The sequence below is a fragment of the Bradyrhizobium sp. ARR65 genome, assembly GCF_000472385.1.
In the GTDB taxonomy this organism is placed as follows: Bacteria; Pseudomonadota; Alphaproteobacteria; order Rhizobiales; family Xanthobacteraceae; genus Bradyrhizobium.
The window spans coordinates 123947-147267 of the sequence record NZ_AWZU01000017.1; the positions used below are offsets into that span (position 1 = coordinate 123947).

Consider the following 23321-nt stretch of genomic DNA (forward strand, 5'->3'; position numbering starts at 1 on the left):
TACGTCATTCCGGGCCACGCTGAAAGCGCGAACCCGGAATCCGGAGGTTGTGGCACGAGATTCCGGGTTCGATGCTGTCGCATCGCCCCGAATGACGCTGGCTCACGACCGATAATCGCCGTTGATGGCGACATATTCCTTGGTGAGGTCGCAGGTGAGCACGCGGTCGCGGCCTTTGCCGAGCCCGAGCGTGACCTTGATCTGGATCTTCGGCTCCTTCATCGCCTTGGAGACTTCGGTCTCGTCATAGCCGACATCGCGCGCCCCGCTCTTGGCGACGCGGATGCCATTGAAGAAGATCGAGAGCTTGTCGCGGTTGGCGGGCTCGCCGGCCTTGCCGACCGCCATCACGACGCGCCCCCAATTGGCATCCTCGCCGGCGATCGCGGTCTTCACCAGCGGCGAGTTCGCAATCGACATCGCGATTTTGCGCGCCGATTGCTTGGAGACCGCGCCTTCGACCAGCACCTCGACCAGCTTGCGCGCGCCCTCGCCATCCCGCGCCACCTGCTCGGAGAGCGTGGCGAGCACGCCGCGGAAGCCTTTGACGAAATCCTTCAGCCTGGGATCGCTGGCGCGGCTGATCTTCGGTGCGCCGGCGCTTGCCGCCGCCCCCGTTGCAAAGGCCAGCAGCGTGTCGGACGTCGAGGTGTCGCCGTCGATGGTGACTGCGTTGAAGGTGTCTTCGACCCCGCTCTTTAAAAGCGCCTGCAACACGCTCCGCGAGAGCGGTGCGTCGGTGAAGACGAAAGAGAGCATGGTGGCCATGTCGGGCGCGATCATGCCCGCGCCCTTCGCCATGCCGTTGATCGTGACCTTGGCCTTGCCGAGCTTGACGGTCGCGGTCGCGATCTTCGGAAACGTGTCGGTGGTCATGATGGCCTTGGCGGCGTCCATCCAGTCATCGGGTGCAGCCGTCTCGGCGAGATTGGCCAGCACGCCGTCGAACTTCGTGGCGTCCAGCGGCTCGCCGATGACGCCGGTGGATGCAAGAAACACCTCGCTCACGCTGCAGCCGACGGCCTTGGCGGCGATCGCGGCCGTCATGGCCGTCGATTGCCGTCCGGTCTTGCCGGTGAAGGCGTTGGCGTTGCCGGAATTGACCACCAGCGCCCGTGCCTTGCCGCCGGACAGTTTGGCCCGGCACCATTCGACCGGTGCCGACGGGCATTTGGACCTGGTGAAGACGCCGGCCACCGCGGTGCCCTTGTCCAGCACGGCGAGCAGCACGTCGGTGCGCCCCTTGTAACGAATCCCTGCGGCGGCGGTGGCAAGCTTCACGCCCGCAATCGCGGGCATGGTGGGAAAATCGGCGGGCGCAAGCGGGGAGACGGTCGTGGACATCTAAGCTTCCGGCGGCTGGTGATGCGGGAAGCGCTCTGTATCATCTCGGCTATGCGAACGGGAGAGGGCGGCCACGCGATTTACGGAAGGAAGAATCGGGCGGCCACACAATTGCTGTCGTCCCGGCTCAGCGCTCGCCACGCTCACTTGGCGGGGCGACGAGAAACGAAAGCCCCGGCTCAAGGCCGGGGCGACGTCGAATTTGCTCTACTTCTTGGAAGTTGTATCCGCCGGCTTGGCCGCGTCCTTTGCGGCGTTGGGTGCCGTCGGCGTGTTGGCGGCCTGGTCCATGCGCTCGATCTTGGCCCCTTCGCGCAGCTTGGCCACATAATCCGCCTGCGCCTTGCGCGTCACATAGGTTTCAATCTGGCTCTTCACCTGATCGAATTCCGGCGGCTTGCGGTTGCGCTTCTCCTCGACCTTGATGATGTGCCAGCCGAACTGGGTCTTGACCGGATCGGAGATCTTGCCCGGCTCGAGCGAGAAGGCGACAGCCGAAAATTCCGGCACCATCTGGTCCTTGGTGAAGAAGCCGAGGTCGCCGCCGTCGGAGGCGCCGGGATCCTTGGACTTCTTCTTGGCAAGCTCGGCGAAGTCGGCGCCCTTGTCGAGATCCGCCTTGACCTGCTTGGCCTCGTCCTCGGTCTCGACCAGGATGTGACGGGCATGGACTTCCTGTTCGCCGGCGATTTGCTTGGAAGCGTCGTCATAGACCTTCTTCATCGCATCGTCGGTGGTTGCGGCCTTGCCTTCGCTCGCCAAGAGGCTGTCCATCAGCAGCCGGTTGCGGGTGAACGCCAACCGCTTCTTGAAGTCGTCGCTGTCCTGGACCTTCTTGTCCTCGGCGGCCTTGGCAACGATCTTCATGTCGATCAGGAACGCCAGCACGTTCTCGTTCTTGGTCGAAGGATCCATCTGCGCGAGCGAAGGCCCGAGTTCCTCTTCGGCGAGCGCGACGTCGCTCTGGTGGATCTCGGCGCCGTTGACCTTGGCCAGCACCTTGTCCTCGGCGCGAACCGGGCCGGCGAAAAGCACCAGAGCGAGAGAGCCTGCCAGGGCTGAGGCGAGGAGGAGGCGCGAGCCGGTTTTCGCTACCGCGAACGAGGTGGTCATGGAAAATCCTTCACATATTAGGATGGCTTTAGGCGGCCGGACACTCGCCCAAACAGCAGCCCTTGGCAACGCGAAAAGTCTGTCAATTTGATGAAATCCTTGACAGCGCGGCCAAACCCTGCCGCCGTTGACAAGCCACCGACCGGGCCATATCTCTCGGCCATCGTGTAAGCGGTGATAGCGCTTATTTTTGCTGCGTTTTTTGCCGTTTAACCCAAATTTGCTTAATTCCCACTCATTCGGCGGATGGGCCTCGGAACCAGGACAGCACGCCGGTGCGTCACGGTGAGTTGATAGGGCAAGGGCGGGTGGAGCACTCAGACGCTGCAACGCGTTAATCGCGAGAACAGGAAGACGGTATGATCGGCGCGCTCGCCCGCAAGTTTTTCGGCTCCGCCAACGACCGGCGGATCAAGGGGTACCAATCCCGCGTCGCTGCCATCAACGCGCTCGAAGGCGAGCTTGCCGCGCTCTCCGACGAAGCGCTGAGGGCCCGTACCGAGGAGTTCAGAAAAGCACTCGCGGAAGGCAAGACGCTCGACGACATCCTGGTTCCAGCCTTTGCAACGGTCCGTGAGGCCGCCAAGCGTACGCTCGGCCAGCGCCATTTCGACGTGCAGCTCATCGGCGGCATGGTGCTGCATGAGGGCGACATCGCCGAGATGAAGACCGGCGAAGGCAAGACGCTGGTTGCAACGCTCGCGGTCTATCTCAACGCGCTCGCCGGCCGCGGCGTTCATGTCGTCACGGTCAACGATTACCTCGCCCGCCGCGACGCGGGCTGGATGGGCCAGATCTATTCCTTCCTCGGCATGACCACGGGCGTCATCGTCCACGGGCTCGACGATGCCGAGCGCAAGGCGGCTTATGCCTGCGACATCACCTACGGTACCAACAACGAATACGGCTTCGACTATCTGCGCGACAACATGAAGTACCGCCTGGAGGACATGGTCCAGCGCGGCCACTACTTCGCCATCGTCGACGAAGTCGACTCGATCCTGATCGACGAAGCGCGCACGCCGTTGATCATTTCCGGTCCGCTCGACGACCGCTCCGATTTCTACAACACCATCGACACCTTCTTCCCCAAGCTCGACAAGTCCGACTACGAGGTCGACGAGAAGCAGCGCACGGTGACGCTCACCGAAGCCGGCATGGAGAAGCTCGAGAACCTGCTGCAGGACGCGGATCTGCTCAAGGGCGAGTCGCTCTATGACGTCGAGAACGTCTCGGTGGTGCATCACGTCAACCAGGCGCTGCGCGCACACACACTGTTCACCCGCGACAAGGATTACATCGTCCGCGACGGCGAGGTCGTGATCATCGACGAGTTCACCGGGCGCATGATGCCGGGCCGGCGCTATTCGGAAGGCCTGCACCAAGCGCTGGAAGCCAAAGAGCATCAGCCGGTGCAGCCGGAAAACCAGACGCTGGCTTCCATCACCTTCCAGAACTATTTCCGCATGTACGAAAAGCTCGCCGGCATGACCGGCACGGCGGCCACCGAAGCCGACGAGCTGTTCGACATCTACAAGCTCGAGGTCGTGGAGATCCCGACCAACCTGCCGGTGGCGCGTCTCGATGAGGACGACGAGGTCTACCGCACGCAAACCGAAAAATACGCCGCGATTCTCGCCGAGATCGAGCGGGCCAATGCGCGGCTGCAGCCGGTGCTGGTCGGCACCGCCTCGATCGAGAAGTCCGAGGTCTTGGCCGAGTATCTGAAGAAGCACGGCTACAAGCAGATCGATTTCGGCAAGGAAGGCGCGCTCGACAAGCTCTATGCGGCGGCCCGCGCCGGCAAGCCGGCGAAATTGTTCGCCGTCTTGAACGCCCGCTTCCACGAGCAGGAAGCCTACATCGTCGCGGAGGCCGGCGTGCCCGGCGCGATCACGATCGCGACCAACATGGCCGGCCGCGGTACCGACATCAAGCTCGGCGGCTCCTTGGAGATGCGGATCCAGCAGGAGACCGCAGGGATCACGGATGAGGCCGAGAAGGCAAAGAAGATCGAGCAGATCAAGGCCGACGTCGAGCGCTTCCGCGAGATCGTGCTGAACGCGGAGGAGATCGTCGAGCTCGAGCCGGCCAAGGGCAGCAAGCCGGCGAAGACGGTGAAAAAGCCGGGCGGCCTCTATATCATCGGCTCGGAACGCCACGAGTCCCGTCGCATCGACAACCAGCTCCGCGGCCGTTCGGGACGGCAGGGCGACCCCGGGCGCTCGAAATTCTTCCTGTCGCTGGAAGACGACCTGATGCGCATCTTCGGGTCCGACCGGCTCGACTCCATGCTCACGCGCCTTGGCCTGAAAGAGGGCGAGGCCATCATCCATCCCTGGATCAACAAGGCCCTGGAGAAGGCGCAGCAGAAGGTCGAAGCGCGCAACTTCGACATCCGCAAAAACCTGCTCAAGTTCGACAACGTGCAGAACGATCAGCGCAAGGTCATCTTCGACCAGCGCGTCGACCTGATGAAGGACGAGAGCGTGGCCGAGACGGTCGCCGACATGCGTCACGCCTATGTCGAGGACCTCGTCGCCAAGCACGTGCCCGAACATGCCTACGCCGAGCAGTGGGACGTCGCAGGGCTGAAGGAAGAGCTCAAGCGCGTGCTCGATCTCGATCTGCCGGTCGACGAATGGGCCAAGGAAGAGGGCATCGCCGACGAGGAGCTGCTCTCGCGCATCGAGAAGCGTGCCGACGAGCACATGGCCGCCAAGGTCGCCCAGTGGGGGCCCGAGGTGATGCGCTATGTCGAGAAGACCATCCTTTTGCAGACCCTGGACCATCTCTGGCGCGAGCATCTGGTCATGCTCGATCACCTGCGCCAGGTCATTGGCCTGCGCGGCTACGGCCAGCGCGATCCCCTGCAGGAATACAAATCGGAAGCCTTCAGCCTGTTCGAATCCATGATCTCCCATTTGCGCGAGGCCGTCACCGCCCAGCTCATGCGGGTTGAGATCGTCCCACCGGAGCCGCAGCATCAGGAGCTGCCGCCGATGCAGATATCCCATCTCGATCCGAGCACGGGCGAGGACGAGATGGCGTTCGCCAACGCCTCGCTGGTGCCGCAGGCGCCGACCGGGCGTGGTGTCGAAAACCGCGATCCGAAGAATCCCGCAACCTGGGGCAAGGTCGGCCGCAACGAAGATTGCCCCTGCGGTTCGGGGAAGAAGTATAAGCACTGCCACGGCAAGTACGTGTGAGCCTGAGGGCGCCGTTGCCGCGTGCAGTTTGTAGCGTGGGCAAAGGCGCGCAAGCGCCGCGCCGATCGGTCATCTGATTCGCGGAAGCATTGTTGTGGGCACGCTTCCGCCTTCGCTCTTCCACCTTCGCTCTTCGAGCTTCGGCGGACGCGGTCGAGCTACCGCGGACCAGTCGCCTTGTGTCGGCGCCGTGGACCGTCGGATTCGACAGTCTCAAAGCCCCCGTCGTCGCGTGCATCGCGCGCGGCCGCGTCAGTGCCGACGCGATGCATCTCCTTCACCGGCTTCGACAAGAAGTTCATGGCGGTACAATCAGATTGCGGGAGCGGTCTGGCGACAGCCGATAAAAACGATATTCGGCGCCAGGCTCTTGCGACAGATCAAGGGCGCTTTAAAGCGGGTATACGCGCAAGGACCTGACGGACATGGCATGGCCGGCCGGATTGGCGGGGATTTTCCCCGCATAATCCATCAGTGCCGAGGACAGGCGGATATCGGCCGCGCCTTTGATCGACCCGCTGGTGCGGATCGCGGCGACCGGTTCGCCATCGACCTCGAACACGATATCGGTTGCGGTCCACAGCACACCGAAATCGTGAAAGTCCCTGGCGAAGTTCTCGGCGAAGCGGCTGTCGAAGCCCACCGCGATGGGGAATTTGCCGTCGATCTTGTTGTTGTCGTGGAGCGTCATCCGGTCAATGTTCGGATAATGCAGTTCGCAGACATCGATCTCGAAATGGTCCTCGGTGACGAGCCAGAAGGCGTTGTTGAGGCCGTCGGTGTCGGCGATCTTGATGGTCGCTTCAAAGAAGCCGTAGGCGAAATGCTGCCGGCTGATGATGAAGCCTGTCGACCATTGCGCGCGGCAGCCTGTGGCAGTGCGTGTTTGCAGTTGCAGTCCGGCCGGAGTTGCAACGACATTTTCCGGTCGGCGGCATGACTTCAGATAATCGTCGGACTGCATCAACCATTGCGAGCTGAGCGCCGCCGCCGCGGTGAAGTCGGTCGCGAACGCCGGCTTCCCATGTTGTCCGGCGCGATAGCGCGCGATCGCGGCTCTATCAGCCTCGGTCACGGGGCGCCTCGTTCCCCAAGGCTGATCGGGATTGCCCCAGGTCAGTTTTTGCAGGCTTGCGGCGCGCGAAGCATCCGTTGACGCCGAGCCGAGGAGAGCAAGCAGCAGCCAAGCCATACGCATTCGAGATTCCTTACAAAGGGCTCAGTGCGCGCTTGCCGGACTCCGTGAGTCCGCCGCAGCGCTCGACATCGAATTGCACGTCGCCGGTCCAGGAATAGTAGATCAGGCCCGTGAGCCGGCCTTCGCGCGCAAGCTCGGCGAAATCGCCCATCATCTCCTGCACGACCAGCGCACGGTCTTTCTCCTCGGACGCCGAGCACGTGTTGCCTGCATAGGCAAAGCCCCACTCGGTGATCCAGCACGGCTTGCCGCCGGGAACGCAGATCGGATCGACCAGCGCCCGCGGGCGGCGCATGCGGTGGATCGCCGAAGCCTTGTCGCCCGGATGATCGCCCCAGGGGTACGTGTGCAGGTTGTAGGCATCGTTCTCCAGCTCCAGGCCGGCTAGCGTCACGCCAGTTGCATCCAGCTTGCTCATGAGCTCCTGGAAATATTGGGCCGAGCGCCCCGGATCGAGCGCGGACAACGGCGGGCCCGGCCACATTCCCGGAAACTCCTTCGGCCTGAAGTATTTTTTCCAGTTTCCCGGGCCCGGATGGTCGGTGGGCGCGCGGGCGACGATATTGCCGTGATCGCGGTTGCGCAGGCAGTACGCGTAGTAATAGCCGTCGTGGCCATCGACCGCCGTGCAGTCTCCCTCGCCGGTGATGCGGCCTTCGATGATGGGCTCGGTCCCGGTGATGATTTGGCCAAGGCGGCGCCAGCTCAAGCCGTCATCGTCGGAAACGGTGAGCGACATCGATTTTAGTCCCTGGCCCGGCGCATCGCCGGTTTCGTCATGCACCCAGCCCAACACGCCCTTGCCCGAGCGCTCGACATGGACGATCCACTCGCCGCTCTCGCCAGGCTGCCCGCGCGGCGCCGGCGGCAGCACGGGTCGTGCGGCACCGCTCATGTCGGACGGGGTCGTGCCGTCGATGGCATAAGTGGTGGCGCTGGCGCTGAAGCCGCGAAACTTCCCGCCCGGGAGCTGGATTTCTGTGAAAGGACTGTCGGGATTCCAGGCGAAGGACCGCGCACCACACGCGGCAGGCCGACACGGATGCTGATGCATGGGAGACAAAACTCTGCAGGGTCCGGTCTCGCGTCTTTCGCGCCGTCCGCATGCACGAAGGCCGGCCGGAAAAGCGGCAGGGCGCCGAGCAACACGACGCCGATGACAACGGGAGCGCGGTGCAATTTCATCATGTCTAATGGAGCGCCGGTTTTCCCGACATGTAGGCCGCCAACACGTCGGCCTGCGGCAACGGCTTTCCTGTGGCATCGGTCAGCCAGACGTCGTAGCGAAAATACATCGCAGGTCCGATCGGGATGTCGCGACGCGCCTCATCCAGCACATCGAGAAACGTCTGCACGCATTGCGGCAACGTCCGTCCACTGCGGTTCGGAAAGGCGCGGATCTCGAGAAATCCCCATTCGGTGATCCAGATCGGCCTGTCCCGGCCGAGCGCCGCCACATCCTCCCCCAAGAGGTGACGCACCGAATTCACGATATCGTTCGGCGACGGATAGAGATGCGTGCCGTAGCCGTCGACGTCTTTCAGATAGTTGACGCCGTCCACATCCCGCAGCATCGCGACATAGCGCGCGGGGGCGGGAAAGGCACCGCCCGAGCGGGAATCGCCGCTGTGCGCCATTCCGAAGGTGATGATCTTTGCCTGCGGAAAATATTTGGAAGCATGGGCGATGGCCGCGCCCGTTTGCAGAAACCGGCCATAGCCCTTCAACCAAGTCTTGATTTCGCCGGGCGTGGCCGAACCCGCGTGCCCCCGGGGAACGTCGGCATCATAGCAATATTGGTCGAACTCGCCGCCGAATTCGAAGGCGTCGATCGAGAGCCCGGCGGCTTTGACGGCGCCAAACAAGGTTTGCAGCCGCTTGGCGTATTTCGTCAGGTTGATCTGGCTGAGCCGCTTTTCCCTCCAGCCGCAACGATTGATGGGCAGCGCGCCATCATAGTCCTCGTCCATCGGCATGATGATCGCCAAGACCTTGAGCTGATTTTTCTTCGCGACGGCGATCTCTTCGACGAAGTTTGCGATGGCGCGCTGCGAGCCGCTCGTGGGGGCATCGCGAAGCCACACGAGGCCAAGGTCATGAATGTCCTTCAGCGTCTTCTCCTTCACATCCCTCGGTTGGGTCGACAAGAACGACCGATCGGTGCCGAGTTGAAGGCGGGATTGGGAAGGATTCGCCTGCGCCCAGGCAGGGATCGACAGCAGTCCCTGGAGACACGCGGCAAGGCAGAGCGTTTTGAGTCCGGGACTCATCTAAGACCTGCCTCCGTTGGAGCGGGCTTGGCACGAGTGCTGCGACCGCATGGCCCGCACGGCGAATGCATCAATTTCAATGTTATGATGCATAACGCTATGAAGTGCTACAGTCAATAGGATTGGCGGGATCGGCATGCGCGTTGCGCGTTGTTCGGAACAGGCTTCTTCTGTCGAAAAGCGTCTTCCGCTTTGTCGACCACGGGTCTGAGGTGCTATGTTGCATAGCGTTATCCTATGCTACCGACAGACGAAGCGATGCCCGACAAATTCGACGACAGGGACGGCCTGGAGGAACTTGGTGATCTCCAGCGCGAGATCGTGCAAGTGGTGTGGGCCAATGCGCCTGTTACGGCCGAGGCCGTACGCGAACGCCTGCCGCGCCCCTTGAAGGAGTCGACGGTGCGAACCGTGCTGCGGCGGCTGGAGGAGAAGGGCTACATCACGCACACGATCGATGGCCGCACCTATGTCTATGAGCCGCGTGAGCCGCGCGGGCGGATCGCGGCGCGCGCCGTCAAGCGGATCGTCGATTGGGTGTGCAATGGATCCGTCGAGGAGGTGCTCGTCGGCATGGTGGATTCGAAAATGATCGATCGCCGGCAATTGCGCCGCATCCTCGACAGGATGGATGCGCCCAGGGCGGAGAAGAAATGATCCTCGGCGAGGTCGCGGAGCTGGCGCTGCGTGCGGCCGGGCTTGGCTGCATCGTCTGGCTTGGCCTGAAAGTCGCGCGGGTGCGCAATCCGAGCCTGCGGATGACCGTTTGGACCGCGGTGCTGTGTGCCGCGCTGGCGATGCCCGCGCTGACGCCCCTCATGCGCCTGCCGCTTCCGGCCGACCTGATACGGGCGCGCGCGCAGCCGGTCCTTTCCATCCTTTCTACGCAAGATGACATCTTGCCACTCGCGCCATCGGCCGAGCCGCCGCCGATAGGCGAGGCGCGCTCTGCATCGACCGCTCCCCGCGCTGCGACAGCGCAGTCAGTCAACTGGATCTGGTGGGCGACCGCGGCCTATCTGGTCGTCGCCGGGGCCATGATCATGCGCTTGTTCATCGGCATAGCCGTCATGTGCCGCATCACCGCAGCGGCGCGCCCGCTTCGTGATGGCGCATTTGGGCATGCGAATGTGCGCCTGACCGACGTGGTGCGCGTGCCCGTGACCTTTGCATCCGTCATCCTGCTTCCTGCCGATTCGATCGCGTGGAGCGATCGCAAGCGGCACGTCGTCCTTTTGCACGAGGGGGCGCACATCGCCCATGGCGACTTCTATCGCCTGCTGCTGGCCTCTCTGTACCGCGCGGCCTTTTGGTTCTCGCCCTTCGCCTGGTGGCTTCATCGACATCTCGCCGAACTCGCCGAGATGGTCAGCGATGACGCAGTCGTGGCCGGGACCGGTGACAGCCGCTTCTACGTCGATGTTCTCCTTCAGATGGCCGATGCGGCCGCCGCCATCCCGCCTGCCGGGCTCGCCATGGCGCGATCGAGCAGCTTGCCGCGCCGTGTCGAGCGCCTCTTCGCAACAGCCCCGCCGCAGGCGAGCGGCCGGCGCAAGCGCGTGCTGGTCGCGGCGGCTGTTCTGCCGCTTGCAGTGCTCAGCGCCGGCAGCGTGACACGGGAGCCGAACCTCCCGCCTGCGCCTATTGCGGCAGGTCAGCCCGCCGATCTCGCCCCACACGTGCTCGATCGCTTCATCGGCGATTACCAGATCGGCGTAGGCTCGCTGCTGAAAGTCGTCCGCGACGGAGGAGGATTGAGCGCGCATCTGATCGGCGCGGCTCCCATGCGATTGCGCACGCGGGGGGATCGCGCCTTCATCTCCGAAGCGGGCGATGCGAAGTTCACTTTCGTCGCCGATGCCGAAGGCCAGATCAGCGGATTGGAACTGTACGATGCGCAAGGCAAGCTCGCACGTGGCACGCGGATCGACCCCAGCCTTGCTCAATTGATCGAGACCCGCTTTGCCCAGCGCGTGGCTGCAGCGCCGGACCGCTTTGTACAGCAGCTACCGGCGCCCGGAGGCGACGATCGCCTCAGAAGGGCGATCGAGGACCTCAAACGGGGCGCGCCCGACTATGCGCGGATGAGCCCGCAGCTCGCCAACCAGATGCGCCGACGCGTCTCTATTCTGCACGAGGCACTGTCGGAGCTGGGCGCGGTGCGATCGGTTTCATTCCGAGGCGTTGGACCCGGAGGATACGATATCTATGCCGTCGAATTCGCGAACGGCTCGGCTGAATTCCGGATCGATCTCGGCGCAGACGGCACGATTGACGATCTCACCTTCCGCCCCGAGGGCGACGGGCGCCCGGGCGCGGTCCTCGCCTGTGCGGTCGAACCGACGCTGAAGTCCTCTTCCGATGCAGCTCCGATCAGAGTGTCACTGATCAATCGCAGTGGCGCCAATGTTCGTTTGTTCAGGCTCGGACCTTCCGGGCGGTGGGTTACGAACGGTGCTCTTGAAAACGATGTCTCCACAGACATTTTGACCGACGTGGCTGGTGCCCTCATGGTCGCCGACGCGGAGGGGGCGTGCCGCGAAATCATCTTGCCCGGTCGGTTGACGCGCGTGCATCTCATTTCACCCGGTGGCGCCGAAAATTCAGCGCAAATATATCGGGACCTTCCGGCGAAGGGTGGTTACGAGGCATTGCAAGCCTACATCGCCGGCGTTCGGAGCCGCGAAGTCAGCCAGGATCTGCTGACGCGCGAGGCTGCGTCTGCGATACGCTCCTTGCTGAAGCAAAGGCAGGCGATCCTGGCGAAACTCGGGCCGCAGCTCACGATGTCGTTTCGCGGTGTGGGCGGCGACGGCAGCGACATCTATCGTACTCAGTTCGTCCATGGCACCGCCGATTGGCAAATTGCGCTCACGAAGGATGGCCGGATCAGCAGTGTCTCGCTGCTTCCGTGAGCCATGGGCTTGGAAAACATCTGCGCGCAAAATCTAATTTCTCTTGCCGCATCAAGCTGATTTGGGTCGTCCAGTCCTCAAGCGAAAAATAAACCGCTTTGCGATCACCCCAAATCAGTCGCATCCTCGTTCGCGTCCCGTCTCGATGAGGGGCGTACGCGTCGTCACGGACGTTGGGTGCGGGATGCGATGGACGCGAAAGGTGCTTATAGACGAGCGGCACTGATCGCGGACGGCGAAGTCGCGTGGTTCTGGCGCCCCATGGCTGGCGCTAAGTTGGCGAAGATAGCTTTCGCATCTCGCCGACGACGGTGACAACAAAGTCTGGCTCACCGGGAAGAGCGCGAAGTAAGCCGTAAACCATTCGCGCAGGGAAGGCCGGTGTGATGCCGCCTGTACCTGTGATCGCTTCCGTGTGCATTCTTTGCGCATTTGCCGCACACGGGGCCATGGGTGCAGCGGGCACCCGGCCTTCCCTGCGCCCTCTGTTATCGAGAGGGCCAAACTTCGCAGCATAACTCGGGCGCAGTGCGTCGCGAGAATGTGGATGCATGTCCCTCCGTCGTCATGCCCGCCACCGGTCGGCGCGAAGCGCCGCCCGATGACAGGCTCGCGGGCATCCAGTACGCCGCGGCTCCTCAGTTGAGCTCCGATGCCTCTGGAATACTGGATCGTCCGGTCACGCTAGGGCATGATCCGGAAAAGTGTGAAGCGGTTTTCCGAAAAGATCATGCTCAAACAAGAATCTAAAGCGCGATGGCGATTCGACCTAATCCCATCGCGCTTTAGACGATCACAGCGGAAACAAGTGGCTGTTTGAAATTCGAATCTGAGCTGCCGACTCGTTGCCGGCGATGAATCACTTCATCGCCGAGAAGCGGCTCTCGAACGAGTTGGCCGAGACAATGGGCTGGGCGCCGCTGACCAATCCATCCTTCGCCGGGGCTGACGACGTATCAGACGCCGCCTGGCTGTCGGCGATCGAGCGCTTGAGCGCCGGTGGATGTGCCGCTTGCCTGGCTTCGGCCGACCTTGCTGCAGCCACGCGCGGAGCCGAGGCCTCGGCGCGCGCCTCGTTGTGCTTGGCGTCCGCCACTTTTTGCTTGGCGAGAGGTGGGGCCGGCGGGGTTGTGGTCGCAGTCGTATCGGCCGTCGCGCTGGCAAGACCCATCTTACGGGCGAGACCCGAGAGGAAGCCGCCGGATTGTTCGCCCGATGCCGACGCCATCTTGGTTGCCGGTGCCGCTGTGGGCGCAGGCGCCTCGGGGGCGGGGGCCGCGGCAACGGCCACCGGCTCGTCAGCGCCAGGCGCCCGCGGCGGATTGACAGTCGGGGGGATGGTCCCAGGCAGCTTGGAGTAAGACGAGAGCGCCAGGTCCTGGCCCTGACCGCCGTCGGACAGGCCCGTGCTGGCGCCGGGGACGTGCGAAGCGAACACCTGGTTCATGCCGCCGTCGATACCGGTGTTGAGCTTTGCGACCGGCGTGCCCTTCGCCACCAGCTTGGCGTATTCGGCTTCGTCCTGCTGCTGCTTCTCGCGAACCGGTCCGGCGATCTCCTCGGGCACCACATAGGGCGGGCATTTCGCCGCCGCGTTGAACACCGGATCGCGCGTCGCATCGGGCGCGCGGGCTGCATCGAAGACGTAATGCTTCTCGCAGAAATCGACCTTCGGCTCCTGGCGCGTGACCTCGAAATGATCATAACCTTCCTTGATCATTTTCCAGAACGCCATGCTCGGATTGTTGCGGTGCTTCGCCATATTCGCGGGCGTCATCCGGAACGGATAGGCCTGGAACTGGAAGGCCTTCTGACCGCCGAAGAAGGATTCGCGGCCCAATGCATAGATCTCCGCGATCTGCTCGTCGGTCATCGCGTAGCAGCCGCGCGAGGAGCAGTCGCCATGCACCATGAGCTCCGAGCCGGTGTGGCCGAGCGCACGGTCATAGGCATTGGGGTAGCCGGTGTTGAAGGAGAGATAATAGGCCGATTGCGGGTTCATCTGCGCCGGCGTGATCGAATAAAAGCCTTCGGGCGCCTGGCGGTCGCCTTCGCGCGTCTTCGGGCCCAGATCACCGGACCAGCGGCAGATCGGATAGGTCTTGAGCAGCGCGAACTTGCCGGAGCGGTTCTGCTTCCAGACCTCGAGTTCGGCTTCCTGCTTGAAGACGCGGATCAGGATCGGCGATTGCAGATCCATATCCTTTTCCTGCATCGCCGCGACCAGCTTGGGCGGAACGGGCTGATTGGCCTTGGCGTTGCTCGCGAGCGAAACCTGGTCTGCATCGCAGCCAGCGAGAAACGCGCCAATTGCGGCGAGCGCAGCCGTGGTGGTAAGCGCGCGGACCAGCGAGCGGTTAATCAAGGCAGAAGCTCCACACCCACCGGGCGATCTCGCAACCCCAATTAGCAGCGCGATGCCCTGAAGCCATTGATTAAAATACTACCCTTTGACCCCTGCCCGCAACCTGAACGGGGTGCGCCGGCAGGCCCGATAGCCCCATGGTCAACCGAAAGTTAAATACCGCGTCTTGGCCTAATTGCGGCCGAAAGTGGCGGCCTCACCCAAAAACGGGAGGCAAAAAAGGCGGCGCTCACGGCCGCGTTTGCCGCAAAATTGATCGGTCAGCCGAGCTTTCGGCCGATATCGAGGAATTTTTGCCGCCTTTGCTTGCGGATCGCCTCGGCGTCCAGCCCACGCATTTCATTGAACGCCTGGTCGATGGCTTCGCCGGTCGCGGCGATCATGGCGGCGGGGTCGCGATGCGCGCCGCCCACGGGCTCTTTCAGGATTCTGTCGATCACGCCGAAGCGCAGCATGTCCTGGGCGGTGATCTTCATGTTGTTGGCGGCTTCTTGGGCCTTGGTGCCGTCCCGCCACAGGATCGAGGACGCCGCCTCCGGCGAGATCACGCTGTAGATCGCGTGTTCGAGCATCAGGACGCGATTGGCGGTGGTGATCGCGATCGCGCCGCCCGACATGCCCTCGCCGGTCACGATGGCGACGTTGGGCACACCGAGCGAAAGGCAGGCGTCGGTGGAGCGCGCGATCGCCTCCGCCTGGCCGCGCTCTTCCGCGCCGATGCCCGGATAGGCTCCCGCCGAGTCCACGAGCGACAGTACGGGGATGCCGAACCGATCCGCCAGCTCCATCAGCCGTACCGCCTTGCGGTAGCCTTCGGGGCGCGCCATGCCGAAATTGTGCTTGATGCGGGAGTCGGTGGAATTGCCCTTCTCCTGGCCCATCACGCAGATGCTCTCGCCGCGGAAACGGCCGAAGCCGCCCATCAGCGCCTGATCCTCGCCGAACTTGCGGTCGCCGGCGAGCGGCGTGAAATCGGTGATGAGTCCGCCCACGAAGTCGGTGAAGTGCGGACGCTGCGGATGCCGCGCCACCAGCGTCTTCTGCCACGGCGTGAGATTGGCATAAAGCTCGGTCAGCGCCTGCGCCGCCTTTTCCTCGATCCTGGCGACCTCTTCGCTGATGTCGGTGCCTGACGCCGCCAGCGCCCGCAACTCGTCGACCTTGGAGTCGAGCTCGGCGACCGGCTTTTCGAAATCGAGGTAGGAGCGCATCTGGTCCGGCATAATTCCAATGGTAACGGCGTGTGTGGGAACGAAGCGTGCCCGGAAGGCACGTTTTTCCAAAGGGTTAACGTGTCATCCGGCCGGGGCTGCCCTTCTCGGATCACCTGCTCGAACGGCTTTGGGCGGAAAGCTCTTTCATGGGATCGGGGGCGGAAGTCAAGCGCGGCAAGCGCCTTTCACTTTTCCGCCAGCGGGTGCAGGTCGCGCACGAGGCTCTTCAGCCGCTCCTCCACCACGTGGGTGTAGATCTGGGTCGTCGAAATGTCGGTGTGTCCGAGCAGGGTCTGGACGATGCGCAGGTCGGCGCCGTTATGCAGAAGATGGCTCGCGAAGGCGTGCCGCAGCACATGCGGGGACACCTGTCGCGCGGAAAGCCCGGCGGCGACCGCGAGCTCCTTCAGGTCGCGGGCGAAATGCTGGCGCGTCAGGTGGCCGCTCTCGCCGAAGGAGGGAAACAGCCATTTCGAGCTCACGCTGTTCTTCTTTTTCGTCGCCTTGAGCGCATCCATCGCGGCAAGATAGTCCGCCATCGCCTGCCGCGACGCGTCGTTGAGCGGGACGAGGCGCTCCTTGGCGCCCTTGCCGCGCACCACGATCATGCGGGCGTCGCGCATTGCAGCCGAGCGCGGCAGCGCCACCAGCTCCGAGACCCGCAAGCCCGTGGCGTAAAGCACCTCGAGCAGGCAGTAGAGGCGGAATGTGCGCAGTCGCTGCAGCGGCGAGGCGTCCGCGGCCTGCGTCAGCTCCTTCGCCCGCGCCAGCATGCGGTCGACGTCCTTGATCGACAGCACCTTCGGCAGGCTGCGACCGCGCTTGGGTCCGGACAGGATTGCTGCCGGATCGTCGCTCCGGATCCGCTCGCTCAGCAGGAAGCGGAACAGATGGCGCAGCGCCGACAGCCGCCGCGCAACGCTCGAGGACTTGAAGCCGCGGGTATCGAGATCGGCAAGATAGTTCCGCAAGCCGTCCGTCGTCGCGGCAATAAAGCTCTGGCCGTTGTGGGCAAGAAAGTCGGAGAGGTCGATGAGGTCGCGACGATAGGCCCCAAGCGTGTTCTCGCCGGCGCCCTGTTCCGCCGCCAGCATGTCGAGGAACAGGCCGATCAGCTTGTCGTCAGAAGTCTTGGTGCGCATCCGGTAGATCCCACCGGCTATCTCTTGAGGAATTTGTCCGGCGGAATAGTGACGGTCATCTCCCGCGGCTTGGGATTGACGAAGTTCGCCAACGCATAAATCGCGCCATAGGCGATGGCGCCGATGATGGCGGCGACCGTCAGAAAACGGAACAGGCTGGGCATTTCGGGGCCTTAAACAGGCGCATTAACCATTGAAATCATCCAACATGTTCGCATCCGAGTTGCAAGACTCTCTGGCAAGTCCGCGGGAGGGGGTAGTATAGGTGGCTTCAGCGCGGCCTTGGCCGCGACCTTCTGAGCTGGAAATGCCTGAGATTGTCACGTCACCGACCGAAAATCCCACGCCCGAGGCGGAAATCCGCGCCGCCCTCGGACCGCGGCTGATCGTGCTGGTCGGCATGATGGGGGCGGGCAAATCCACCATCGGTCGGCGCCTCGCGGCGCGGCTGCAGCTACCCTTCGTCGACGCCGACACTGAAATCGAGGCGGCGGCCGGCATGTCGATACCGGAGATTTTTGAGGCCCATGGTGAGCCGCATTTCAGGGATGGCGAGGCGAGGGTGATCGCGCGGCTTCTGGAGGGCGGGCCTGCCGTGCTTGCCACCGGCGGTGGCTCGTTCATGCGCGAGGAAACCCGCCGTCGCGTCAGTGACAAGGCGGTCTCGATCTGGCTCAAAGCCGATGCCGAGGTGATCATGCGCAGGGTCCGGCGCCGTGCCGATCGTCCGCTGCTGCAGACCGCCGATCCCGAAGCCACCGTCACCCGACTGATCAGCGAGCGCGAGCCGGTCTATCAATATGCCGACCTGACGATCGCCTCGCGCGACGTGCCGCATGACAAGATCGTCGATGAATGCTTGGCGGCGCTGCATGCTCACCTTTGCGGCGATGGTGCTGCCACCAACGCATCTTCCAGTATCGTGGGGGCGGCACGGTGACCGCGCGGTTCAAACACTCCGATTCCATCATCGTCGATGTCGCGCTTGGCGATCGTGCCTATGACATTATTATCGGCCGGGACGAGCTCGCTTCGCTTGGTGAGCGGATCGCCGCATTTCGCCCCGGCGTACGCACGGCCATTGTGACCGATCGCAACGTCGCAACCCATTGGCTGGAAAAAACCGAGGCAGCGCTGGCGCGGGCCGGCATTGCAAGTTCGCGCATCGTCGTCGATGGGGGGGAAAGCTCGAAGAGCTATGCGACGTTCGAAAAGGTCAGCGAGGCGCTGATCGCGGCCAGGATCGAGCGCAATGATCTGGTGATCGCGCTTGGCGGTGGCGTGGTCGGCGACCTCGCCGGCTTTGCCGCGGCGACGCTGCGCCGCGGCGTCGATTTCGTGCAGGTGCCAACCACGCTGCTTGCCCAGGTCGATTCCAGCGTCGGCGGCAAGACCGGGATCAATTCGCCGCAAGGCAAGAATTTGATTGGCGCCTTTCATCAGCCGGTGCTGGTGATCGCCGATACCGCCGTTCTCGACACATTGCCTGCGCGGCAGTTCCGCGCGGGCTACGCGGAGGTCGCCAAATATGGCGTGCTGGGCGATGCTGCCTTCTTCGGCTGGCTGGAAGCCAATCACGCGGACATCTTCAAAGGGGGGCCTGCGCGCGAGCACGCCATTGCGACCTCCTGCCGTGCCAAGGCTGCGATCGTTGCGCGCGATGAGCGCGAAACCGGCGACCGCGCGCTGCTCAATCTCGGCCACACCTTCGGTCACGCGCTTGAGGCCGCAACGGGATTTTCCGACCGCCTGTTCCATGGCGAGGGTGTCGCGATCGGCACGGTGCTGGCGGCGGAGTTCTCCGCCTCCCTCGGCATGATCCCGTCCTCCGATGCGGCGCGGATCGAACGTCACCTTGCCGAAGCTGGGCTGCCCACCCATCTACAGGATATCGCGGGATTTGCTCAGGAAGGGCTTGCCGACGCCGATGCGCTGATGGCGCTGATGGCCCAGGACAAGAAGGTCAGGCGCGGAAAATTGACTTTCATCCTGCTGGAGGCGATCGGCCGCGCCGTGATTGCCAGGGATGTCGAGCCTGCACTGGTGCGGGATTTCCTCGGCGCCAAGCTCGCGGGCCACAAATAGCAACTGCCATGGAATGGCTGACAATCTCAGTGGTGATCGTGCTGCTCGCGATCTCCGCGTTCTTCGCAGCAAGCGAAACCGCGCTGACCGGTGCCTCACGTGGCAGCATGCTGCGGCTGTCGAAGCAGGGCAGTCGCGATGCCGCCATCGTCTCCGATCTCGTCGCAAACCGCGAACGCCTCATCGGTGCGCTCCTGCTGGGCAACAACATCGCCAATATCGGCGCCTCCGCGCTCGCGACCGGCATTCTCACGTCGTGGTTCGGGGATGTCGGCGTGCTCTACGCCACGGCCGTCATGACCGTGCTGGTGGTGATCTTCGCCGAGGTGCTGCCGAAGACCATTGCTATCAACGCGCCAGACCGGTTTGCGCTTCTGGTCGCGCGCCCCATGCGGGTCACGGTCACTGTGCTCGGGCCGCTGTCGGCCGTGGTGGAGGCCGTGGTGCGCGTTCTGATGCGGGCGATCGGCGTGAAAATCGGCGCCAATCAGCCGATCCTGTCGCCCATCGAGCGCCTGCGCGGCGCTGTCGATCTGCTCCATAGCGAAGGAAAAGTCGAAAAGACCGACCGCGACATGTTCGGCGGGCTATTGGACCTGCGCGAGTTGCAGGTGTCCGACGTGATGGTCCACCGCACGGAAATGGTGACCATCAATGCCGACCTGCCGCCTGACGAACTGGTGCGGGAGGTACTTGCCTCGGAATACACCCGGATTCCCTTGTGGCGCGACAAGCCGGAAAACATCGTCGGCGTCCTGCACGCCAAGGACTTGTTGCGTGCCATTCGTGCGTCCGACGGTGACACCTCGCACATCGACGTCTCGACCATCATGCTGCCGCCCTGGTTCGTGCCGGATATCCGTCCCGTTTCCGAGCAGCTCAAGGCATTTCGCCGCCGCAAGACGCACTTTGCCCTCGTGGTCGATGAATATGGCGAGGTCGAGGGCATCGTCACGCTGGAGGACATTTTGGAAGAAATCGTCGGTGACATCGCCGACGAGCAGGACGTGGTCGTGGCCGGCGTGCGCGCTCAGCCGGATGGTTCGGTGGTGGTCGACGGCTCGGTGCCGATCCGCGATCTCAACCGCGCCATGGACTGGAATCTGCCTGACGAAGAGGCAACCACCGTCGCGGGCCTGGTGATCCACGAGGCGCGTTCGATTCCTGAACGCGGCCAAAGTTTTACCTTCCACGGCTTTCGCTTCCGTGTGCTTCGGCGCGAGCGCAACCGAATCACTGCGCTGCGGATCGTTCCAGTACCGCGGGAGACCGAGATCGAGGGGCAGAAGCCGAAGCGGGCGGGCACGGCCTTCTAAGACCCCGCGTGGTGAGGAGGCGCGTAAGCGCCACCTCGAACCCTCATGCCGCCTGGAGTGGGCGATGGCGTGAGGTCAGCCTTCCCCCGGCGCCTTGGCGTGGATGGCAAGCGCGTGCACCGAGCCGGCGAGTTCCGCGCTCAGTGCCGCATTAATCATGCGGTGGCGTTCGACGCGGCTCTTCCCTTTGAAGGCATCCGACACGATATAAACCCTGTAGTGCGTCTCGCCGCCTGGCCTGTGGCCTGCGTGCCCTTCATGCAGATGTGACTCGTCACGGACCTCGAGGCTTTCGGGAGCGAAAGCTTCGCGCAATTTGTTTGTGATAATGTCTCGGGTAGCCATGGCTGCGGCAATAAATCCGCTCGCCGGTTTCGTCAATTGCGTCGGGAGTTGAAGGATTCGCAATGTCAAGACTTGAAGCTTTTCGCGTTGCGTAGTCAAAGTCCGCCATGCCGATCGACACATCCAAATTCTTCGATTCCATTCGCATCAACAAGCGGAGTGCGAAGCAGGAAACGCAGGTGCGCGAAGCCGCGGTGCCGTGCCAGTGGCCGGACTGCAAGAATAAGGGCACGCATCGCGCACCCAAGGGCCGCGACAACTCGCGCGAATATTGGCACTTCTGCCTCGATCATGTCCGCGAATACAATCAGTCCTATAACTTCTTTTCCGGCATGAACGCCGAAGCCGTGGCGCGTTATCAGAAGGACGCGCTGACCGGTCATCGCCCGACCTGGAAAATGGGCGCCAATACCAGTGCGCGGCGCGTCGCCGGCAATGCCGCGGATTTCGACGGCGCTGCCGATCCGTTCAGCATGTTCGGCGAGCTCAATGGCCGCGGTGGTTTCCGGACGCGCCCCGAGACCAATTCCAAGCCCGAGACGCGCAAGGTGTTCAATGCCGAGCGCAAGGCGTTGCAGGTCATGGGATTGGAGGCCGACGCCACACTCGAGGACGTCAAGGCGAAATACAAGGCGCTGGTGAAGCAGCACCATCCCGACGCCAATGGCGGCGACCGCTCCACGGAGGATCGGCTGATCGAGATCATCAAGGCCTACAACTACCTGAAGACCGTAGTGCGCGCGAGCTGAGCCGCGCGGCCGTCCGGCACCGGGAGTGGCCGAACGCGGACCTTAACGCTGACCTCTCACCCGCTCGGCTGCCGGCTGCATTTCGTTCTGACGGCGGCGTATCATCCAGCCTGCCAGCGTCACGATCGCCGCGCCGGCGATGACCGCCGCGATCCAGTAGTGCTTAAGGCCGACATGATGCGGGACCCCACCATAGTGGTGCAGTGCGGTGATCGCCAGGACGCCCGGCAGGACGTGTGCTGGTGCCCATAGCAGGACGGCTGGGGCGTTGGCGGCGAAAAAGCGCATTGGCGGCATGCCGAGCGCGCCGGCGGTGACCGGCACGAAGGCGCGGATCGGCGGCACGAACCGCGCAAAAAACACCGCCCAAATCCCCCAGCGCCGGAAGAACGCCTCGCTCTGCTCGACTAGGCGCGGGTATTTGTTGAGCGGCCAGGCGTCCAGAATCTCGTGCTGGGTCCGATGCCCGGCCCAGAACGCGGACCCGTCGCCCAACAGCGCGCCGATCACCGCCGCCGCCAGCACCCACATCAGCCTCAATTCCCCGCCCGGGATCAGCGCGCTCAAGGCCAGAATGATGGTCGAGCCAGGAACGACCGAGCCTACCACCGGAACCGCCTCCAGAAGCGCAGCCAGAAACAGCGTCAGATAGGCAAGCCACGCATTTGCCGAAACGAACGTAACAAGGCTATCGAGATACGAAGTCACAGAATTTCCGTGGCTTAATGGCCGGCCTTTGGTCCGCCGGGTCAAGGATAAGTAGGATCAAGGGTGGAAAGTGCCATGGACAGCGGAACCCTTCCGCCCGCCATAAGAAGGAAAAATGACGGCTGATTCGCAAGGCAGCCCTCCCAAAACCGCGTCACATGCATATCTCAATGAAAAAACAAGGGAACTTTGATTCGGCCGCGGGCTTCTGCGAACCGCTGCCGTCTGCTAGGCTTATTTGAGCATCCAACCGCAGCCGCAACTTGCTATTTGGTTTCGGGAATGCCCGCGACCTCGGAGGATTAATGACGACCGTCGCCCTGCCCAATATTGAAGAGACCGTCGGACTGCCCGACATGAAGGTGTCGGTCCGGCAGGTTTTCGGCATCGATAGTGACCTGGAAGTGCCCGCTTACTCGGAAGTAGACCCGCATGTTCCGGAAGTCGACACAGATTATCGCTTCGATCGCGCCACCACGCTCGCCATTCTCGCTGGATTCGCCAAGAACCGCCGCGTCATGGTCACCGGCTATCACGGTACCGGCAAATCGACCCATATTGAGCAGGTGGCGGCGCGGCTGAACTGGCCCTGCGTGCGGGTCAACCTCGACAGCCACATCAGCCGTATCGATCTGGTCGGCAAGGACGCGATTGTCGTCAAGGACGGCAAGCAGGTCACCGAGTTCCGCGACGGCATTCTTCCGTGGGCGTTGCAGCACAATATCGCGCTCGTGTTCGACGAATACGACGCCGGCCGCCCCGACGTGATGTTTGTGATCCAGCGCGTGCTTGAGGTCTCGGGCCGCCTGACGCTGCTTGACCAGAACAAGGTGATCAAGCCGCATCCGGCGTTCCGCCTGTTTGCCACGGCCAATACGATCGGGCTGGGCGATACATCGGGCCTCTATCATGGCACCCAGCAGATCAACCAGGGCCAGATGGACCGCTGGTCGATCGTCACCACGCTCAACTATCTCGCGCATGACGAGGAGGTCGAGATCGTGCTGGCAAAGGCGCATCACTATCGCACCCAGGAGGGACGCGACACCGTCAACAAGATGGTGCGGCTCGCCGATCTGACCCGTAACGCTTTTGCCAATGGCGATCTGTCGACGGTGATGAGCCCTCGCACGGTGATCACTTGGGCGGAAAACTCGGAGATTTTTGGCGATATCGGCTTTGCCTTCCGTGTGACCTTCCTCAACAAGTGCGACGAACTCGAACGGCCGCTGGTGGCCGAATTCTATCAGCGCTGCTTCAACGCCGAGCTGCCGGAATCCGCGGTCAACGTGGCGCTTTCCTAAGAGATATCGTCCCGGCGAAGGCCGGGACCCAAACCGCGGCATCG

General features: G+C 63.2%; 19 protein-coding genes. 8 read left to right on the forward strand and 11 right to left on the reverse strand.

Translation table 11 applies throughout. From position 1 onward, the window contains the following. Nucleotides 1–102 precede the first annotated feature (102 nt). Nucleotides 103–1344: a bifunctional glutamate N-acetyltransferase/amino-acid acetyltransferase ArgJ gene (argJ, locus tag F758_RS0119860; RefSeq protein WP_024509510.1), complete on the reverse strand. Its 1242-nt coding sequence runs from the start codon at nucleotides 1342–1344 to the stop codon at nucleotides 103–105. Between the two features lie 207 nt (nucleotides 1345–1551). Continuing rightward, nucleotides 1552–2457 (reverse strand): peptidylprolyl isomerase, encoded by a 906-nt coding sequence (locus F758_RS0119865; RefSeq protein ID WP_024509511.1) that lies wholly within the window; start codon nucleotides 2455–2457, stop codon nucleotides 1552–1554. A 359-nt stretch (nucleotides 2458–2816) separates the two neighbouring features. On the opposite strand from F758_RS0119865, the gene secA reads away from it, so the two are divergent. After that, nucleotides 2817–5666, forward strand: a complete 2850-nt coding sequence (gene secA / locus F758_RS0119870) for a preprotein translocase subunit SecA (RefSeq protein ID WP_024509512.1) — start codon at nucleotides 2817–2819, stop codon at nucleotides 5664–5666. Nucleotides 5667–6057: 391 nt separating this feature from the next. Here secA and F758_RS0119880 read toward each other — a convergent pair whose 3' ends face one another. The 3 genes from F758_RS0119880 to F758_RS0119895 form a co-directional block, all read right to left on the reverse strand. Continuing rightward, nucleotides 6058–6864 (reverse strand): glycoside hydrolase family 16 protein, encoded by an 807-nt coding sequence (locus tag F758_RS0119880; RefSeq protein ID WP_084305531.1) that lies wholly within the window; start codon nucleotides 6862–6864, stop codon nucleotides 6058–6060. Between the two features lie 10 nt (nucleotides 6865–6874). Beyond that, complete coding sequence (locus F758_RS0119885; protein WP_024509514.1) at nucleotides 6875–7918, reverse strand: hypothetical protein; 1044 nt, start codon at nucleotides 7916–7918, stop codon at nucleotides 6875–6877. 136 nt (nucleotides 7919–8054) lie between these two features. After that, complete coding sequence (locus F758_RS0119895; protein ID WP_157450082.1) at nucleotides 8055–9011, reverse strand: hypothetical protein; 957 nt, start codon at nucleotides 9009–9011, stop codon at nucleotides 8055–8057. A 381-nt stretch (nucleotides 9012–9392) separates the two neighbouring features. On the opposite strand from F758_RS0119895, the gene F758_RS0119900 reads away from it, so the two are divergent. Continuing rightward, nucleotides 9393–9791 carry a BlaI/MecI/CopY family transcriptional regulator gene (locus F758_RS0119900; protein ID WP_035722555.1) on the forward strand — a complete coding sequence of 133 codons (399 nt, stop codon included), beginning with the start codon at nucleotides 9393–9395 and terminating at the stop codon, nucleotides 9789–9791. Next, nucleotides 9788–12049: a M56 family metallopeptidase gene (locus F758_RS0119905; protein ID WP_024509517.1), complete on the forward strand. Its 2262-nt coding sequence runs from the start codon at nucleotides 9788–9790 to the stop codon at nucleotides 12047–12049. Before F758_RS0119900 ends, F758_RS0119905 begins: the two co-directional genes overlap by 4 nt. A gap of 859 nt (nucleotides 12050–12908) precedes the next feature. Here the strand turns inward: F758_RS0119905 and F758_RS0119910 are convergent. From F758_RS0119910 to F758_RS44245, 4 genes are all read right to left on the reverse strand, one after another. Then, nucleotides 12909–14414: a L,D-transpeptidase family protein gene (locus F758_RS0119910; RefSeq protein WP_024509518.1), complete on the reverse strand. Its 1506-nt coding sequence runs from the start codon at nucleotides 14412–14414 to the stop codon at nucleotides 12909–12911. Nucleotides 14415–14674: 260 nt separating this feature from the next. Further along, a complete protein-coding gene (locus tag F758_RS0119915; protein ID WP_024509519.1) occupies nucleotides 14675–15637 on the reverse strand; it encodes an acetyl-CoA carboxylase carboxyltransferase subunit alpha in 963 nt (320 codons plus the stop codon). Between the two features lie 176 nt (nucleotides 15638–15813). Further along, entirely contained in the window at nucleotides 15814–16770 is a 957-nt protein-coding gene (gene xerD, locus F758_RS0119920) for a site-specific tyrosine recombinase XerD (RefSeq protein ID WP_024509520.1), read from the reverse strand. 17 nt (nucleotides 16771–16787) lie between these two features. After that, nucleotides 16788–16934, reverse strand: coding sequence for a hypothetical protein (locus F758_RS44245; RefSeq protein ID WP_035722523.1), 147 nt, complete (start codon nucleotides 16932–16934; stop codon nucleotides 16788–16790). 143 nt (nucleotides 16935–17077) lie between these two features. Here F758_RS44245 and F758_RS0119930 point away from each other — a divergent pair, with 143 nt between their 5' ends. The 3 genes from F758_RS0119930 to F758_RS0119940 are packed head-to-tail and all read left to right on the forward strand — an operon-like array spanning nucleotide 17078 to nucleotide 20171. Then, nucleotides 17078–17710, forward strand: coding sequence for a shikimate kinase (locus F758_RS0119930; protein ID WP_024509521.1), 633 nt, complete (start codon nucleotides 17078–17080; stop codon nucleotides 17708–17710). Continuing rightward, on the forward strand, nucleotides 17707–18855 hold the full coding sequence (gene aroB, locus F758_RS0119935; protein WP_024509522.1) for a 3-dehydroquinate synthase: 1149 nt from the start codon (nucleotides 17707–17709) through the stop codon (nucleotides 18853–18855). The genes F758_RS0119930 and aroB overlap by 4 nt, the downstream gene beginning before the upstream one ends. Before the next feature lie 8 nt (nucleotides 18856–18863). After that, entirely contained in the window at nucleotides 18864–20171 is a 1308-nt protein-coding gene (locus tag F758_RS0119940) for an HlyC/CorC family transporter (RefSeq protein ID WP_024509523.1), read from the forward strand. 75 nt (nucleotides 20172–20246) lie between these two features. Here F758_RS0119940 and F758_RS0119945 read toward each other — a convergent pair whose 3' ends face one another. Further along, nucleotides 20247–20516: a BolA family protein gene (locus F758_RS0119945; RefSeq protein WP_024509524.1), complete on the reverse strand. Its 270-nt coding sequence runs from the start codon at nucleotides 20514–20516 to the stop codon at nucleotides 20247–20249. A 107-nt stretch (nucleotides 20517–20623) separates the two neighbouring features. Between F758_RS0119945 and F758_RS0119950 the strand changes: the two genes are divergently transcribed. Continuing rightward, the gene (locus F758_RS0119950) at nucleotides 20624–21265 is read left to right on the forward strand and encodes a J domain-containing protein (RefSeq protein WP_024509525.1); all 642 of its coding nucleotides are present in this window, start codon (nucleotides 20624–20626) and stop codon (nucleotides 21263–21265) included. A gap of 42 nt (nucleotides 21266–21307) precedes the next feature. On the opposite strand, the gene F758_RS0119955 is transcribed toward F758_RS0119950, so the two are convergent. Further along, on the reverse strand, nucleotides 21308–21973 hold the full coding sequence (locus tag F758_RS0119955) for a DedA family protein (RefSeq protein ID WP_024509526.1): 666 nt from the start codon (nucleotides 21971–21973) through the stop codon (nucleotides 21308–21310). A gap of 305 nt (nucleotides 21974–22278) precedes the next feature. Between F758_RS0119955 and cobS the strand changes: the two genes are divergently transcribed. After that, nucleotides 22279–23277 carry a cobaltochelatase subunit CobS gene (gene cobS / locus F758_RS0119960; RefSeq protein WP_024509527.1) on the forward strand — a complete coding sequence of 333 codons (999 nt, stop codon included), beginning with the start codon at nucleotides 22279–22281 and terminating at the stop codon, nucleotides 23275–23277. Nucleotides 23278–23321 lie beyond the last annotated feature (44 nt).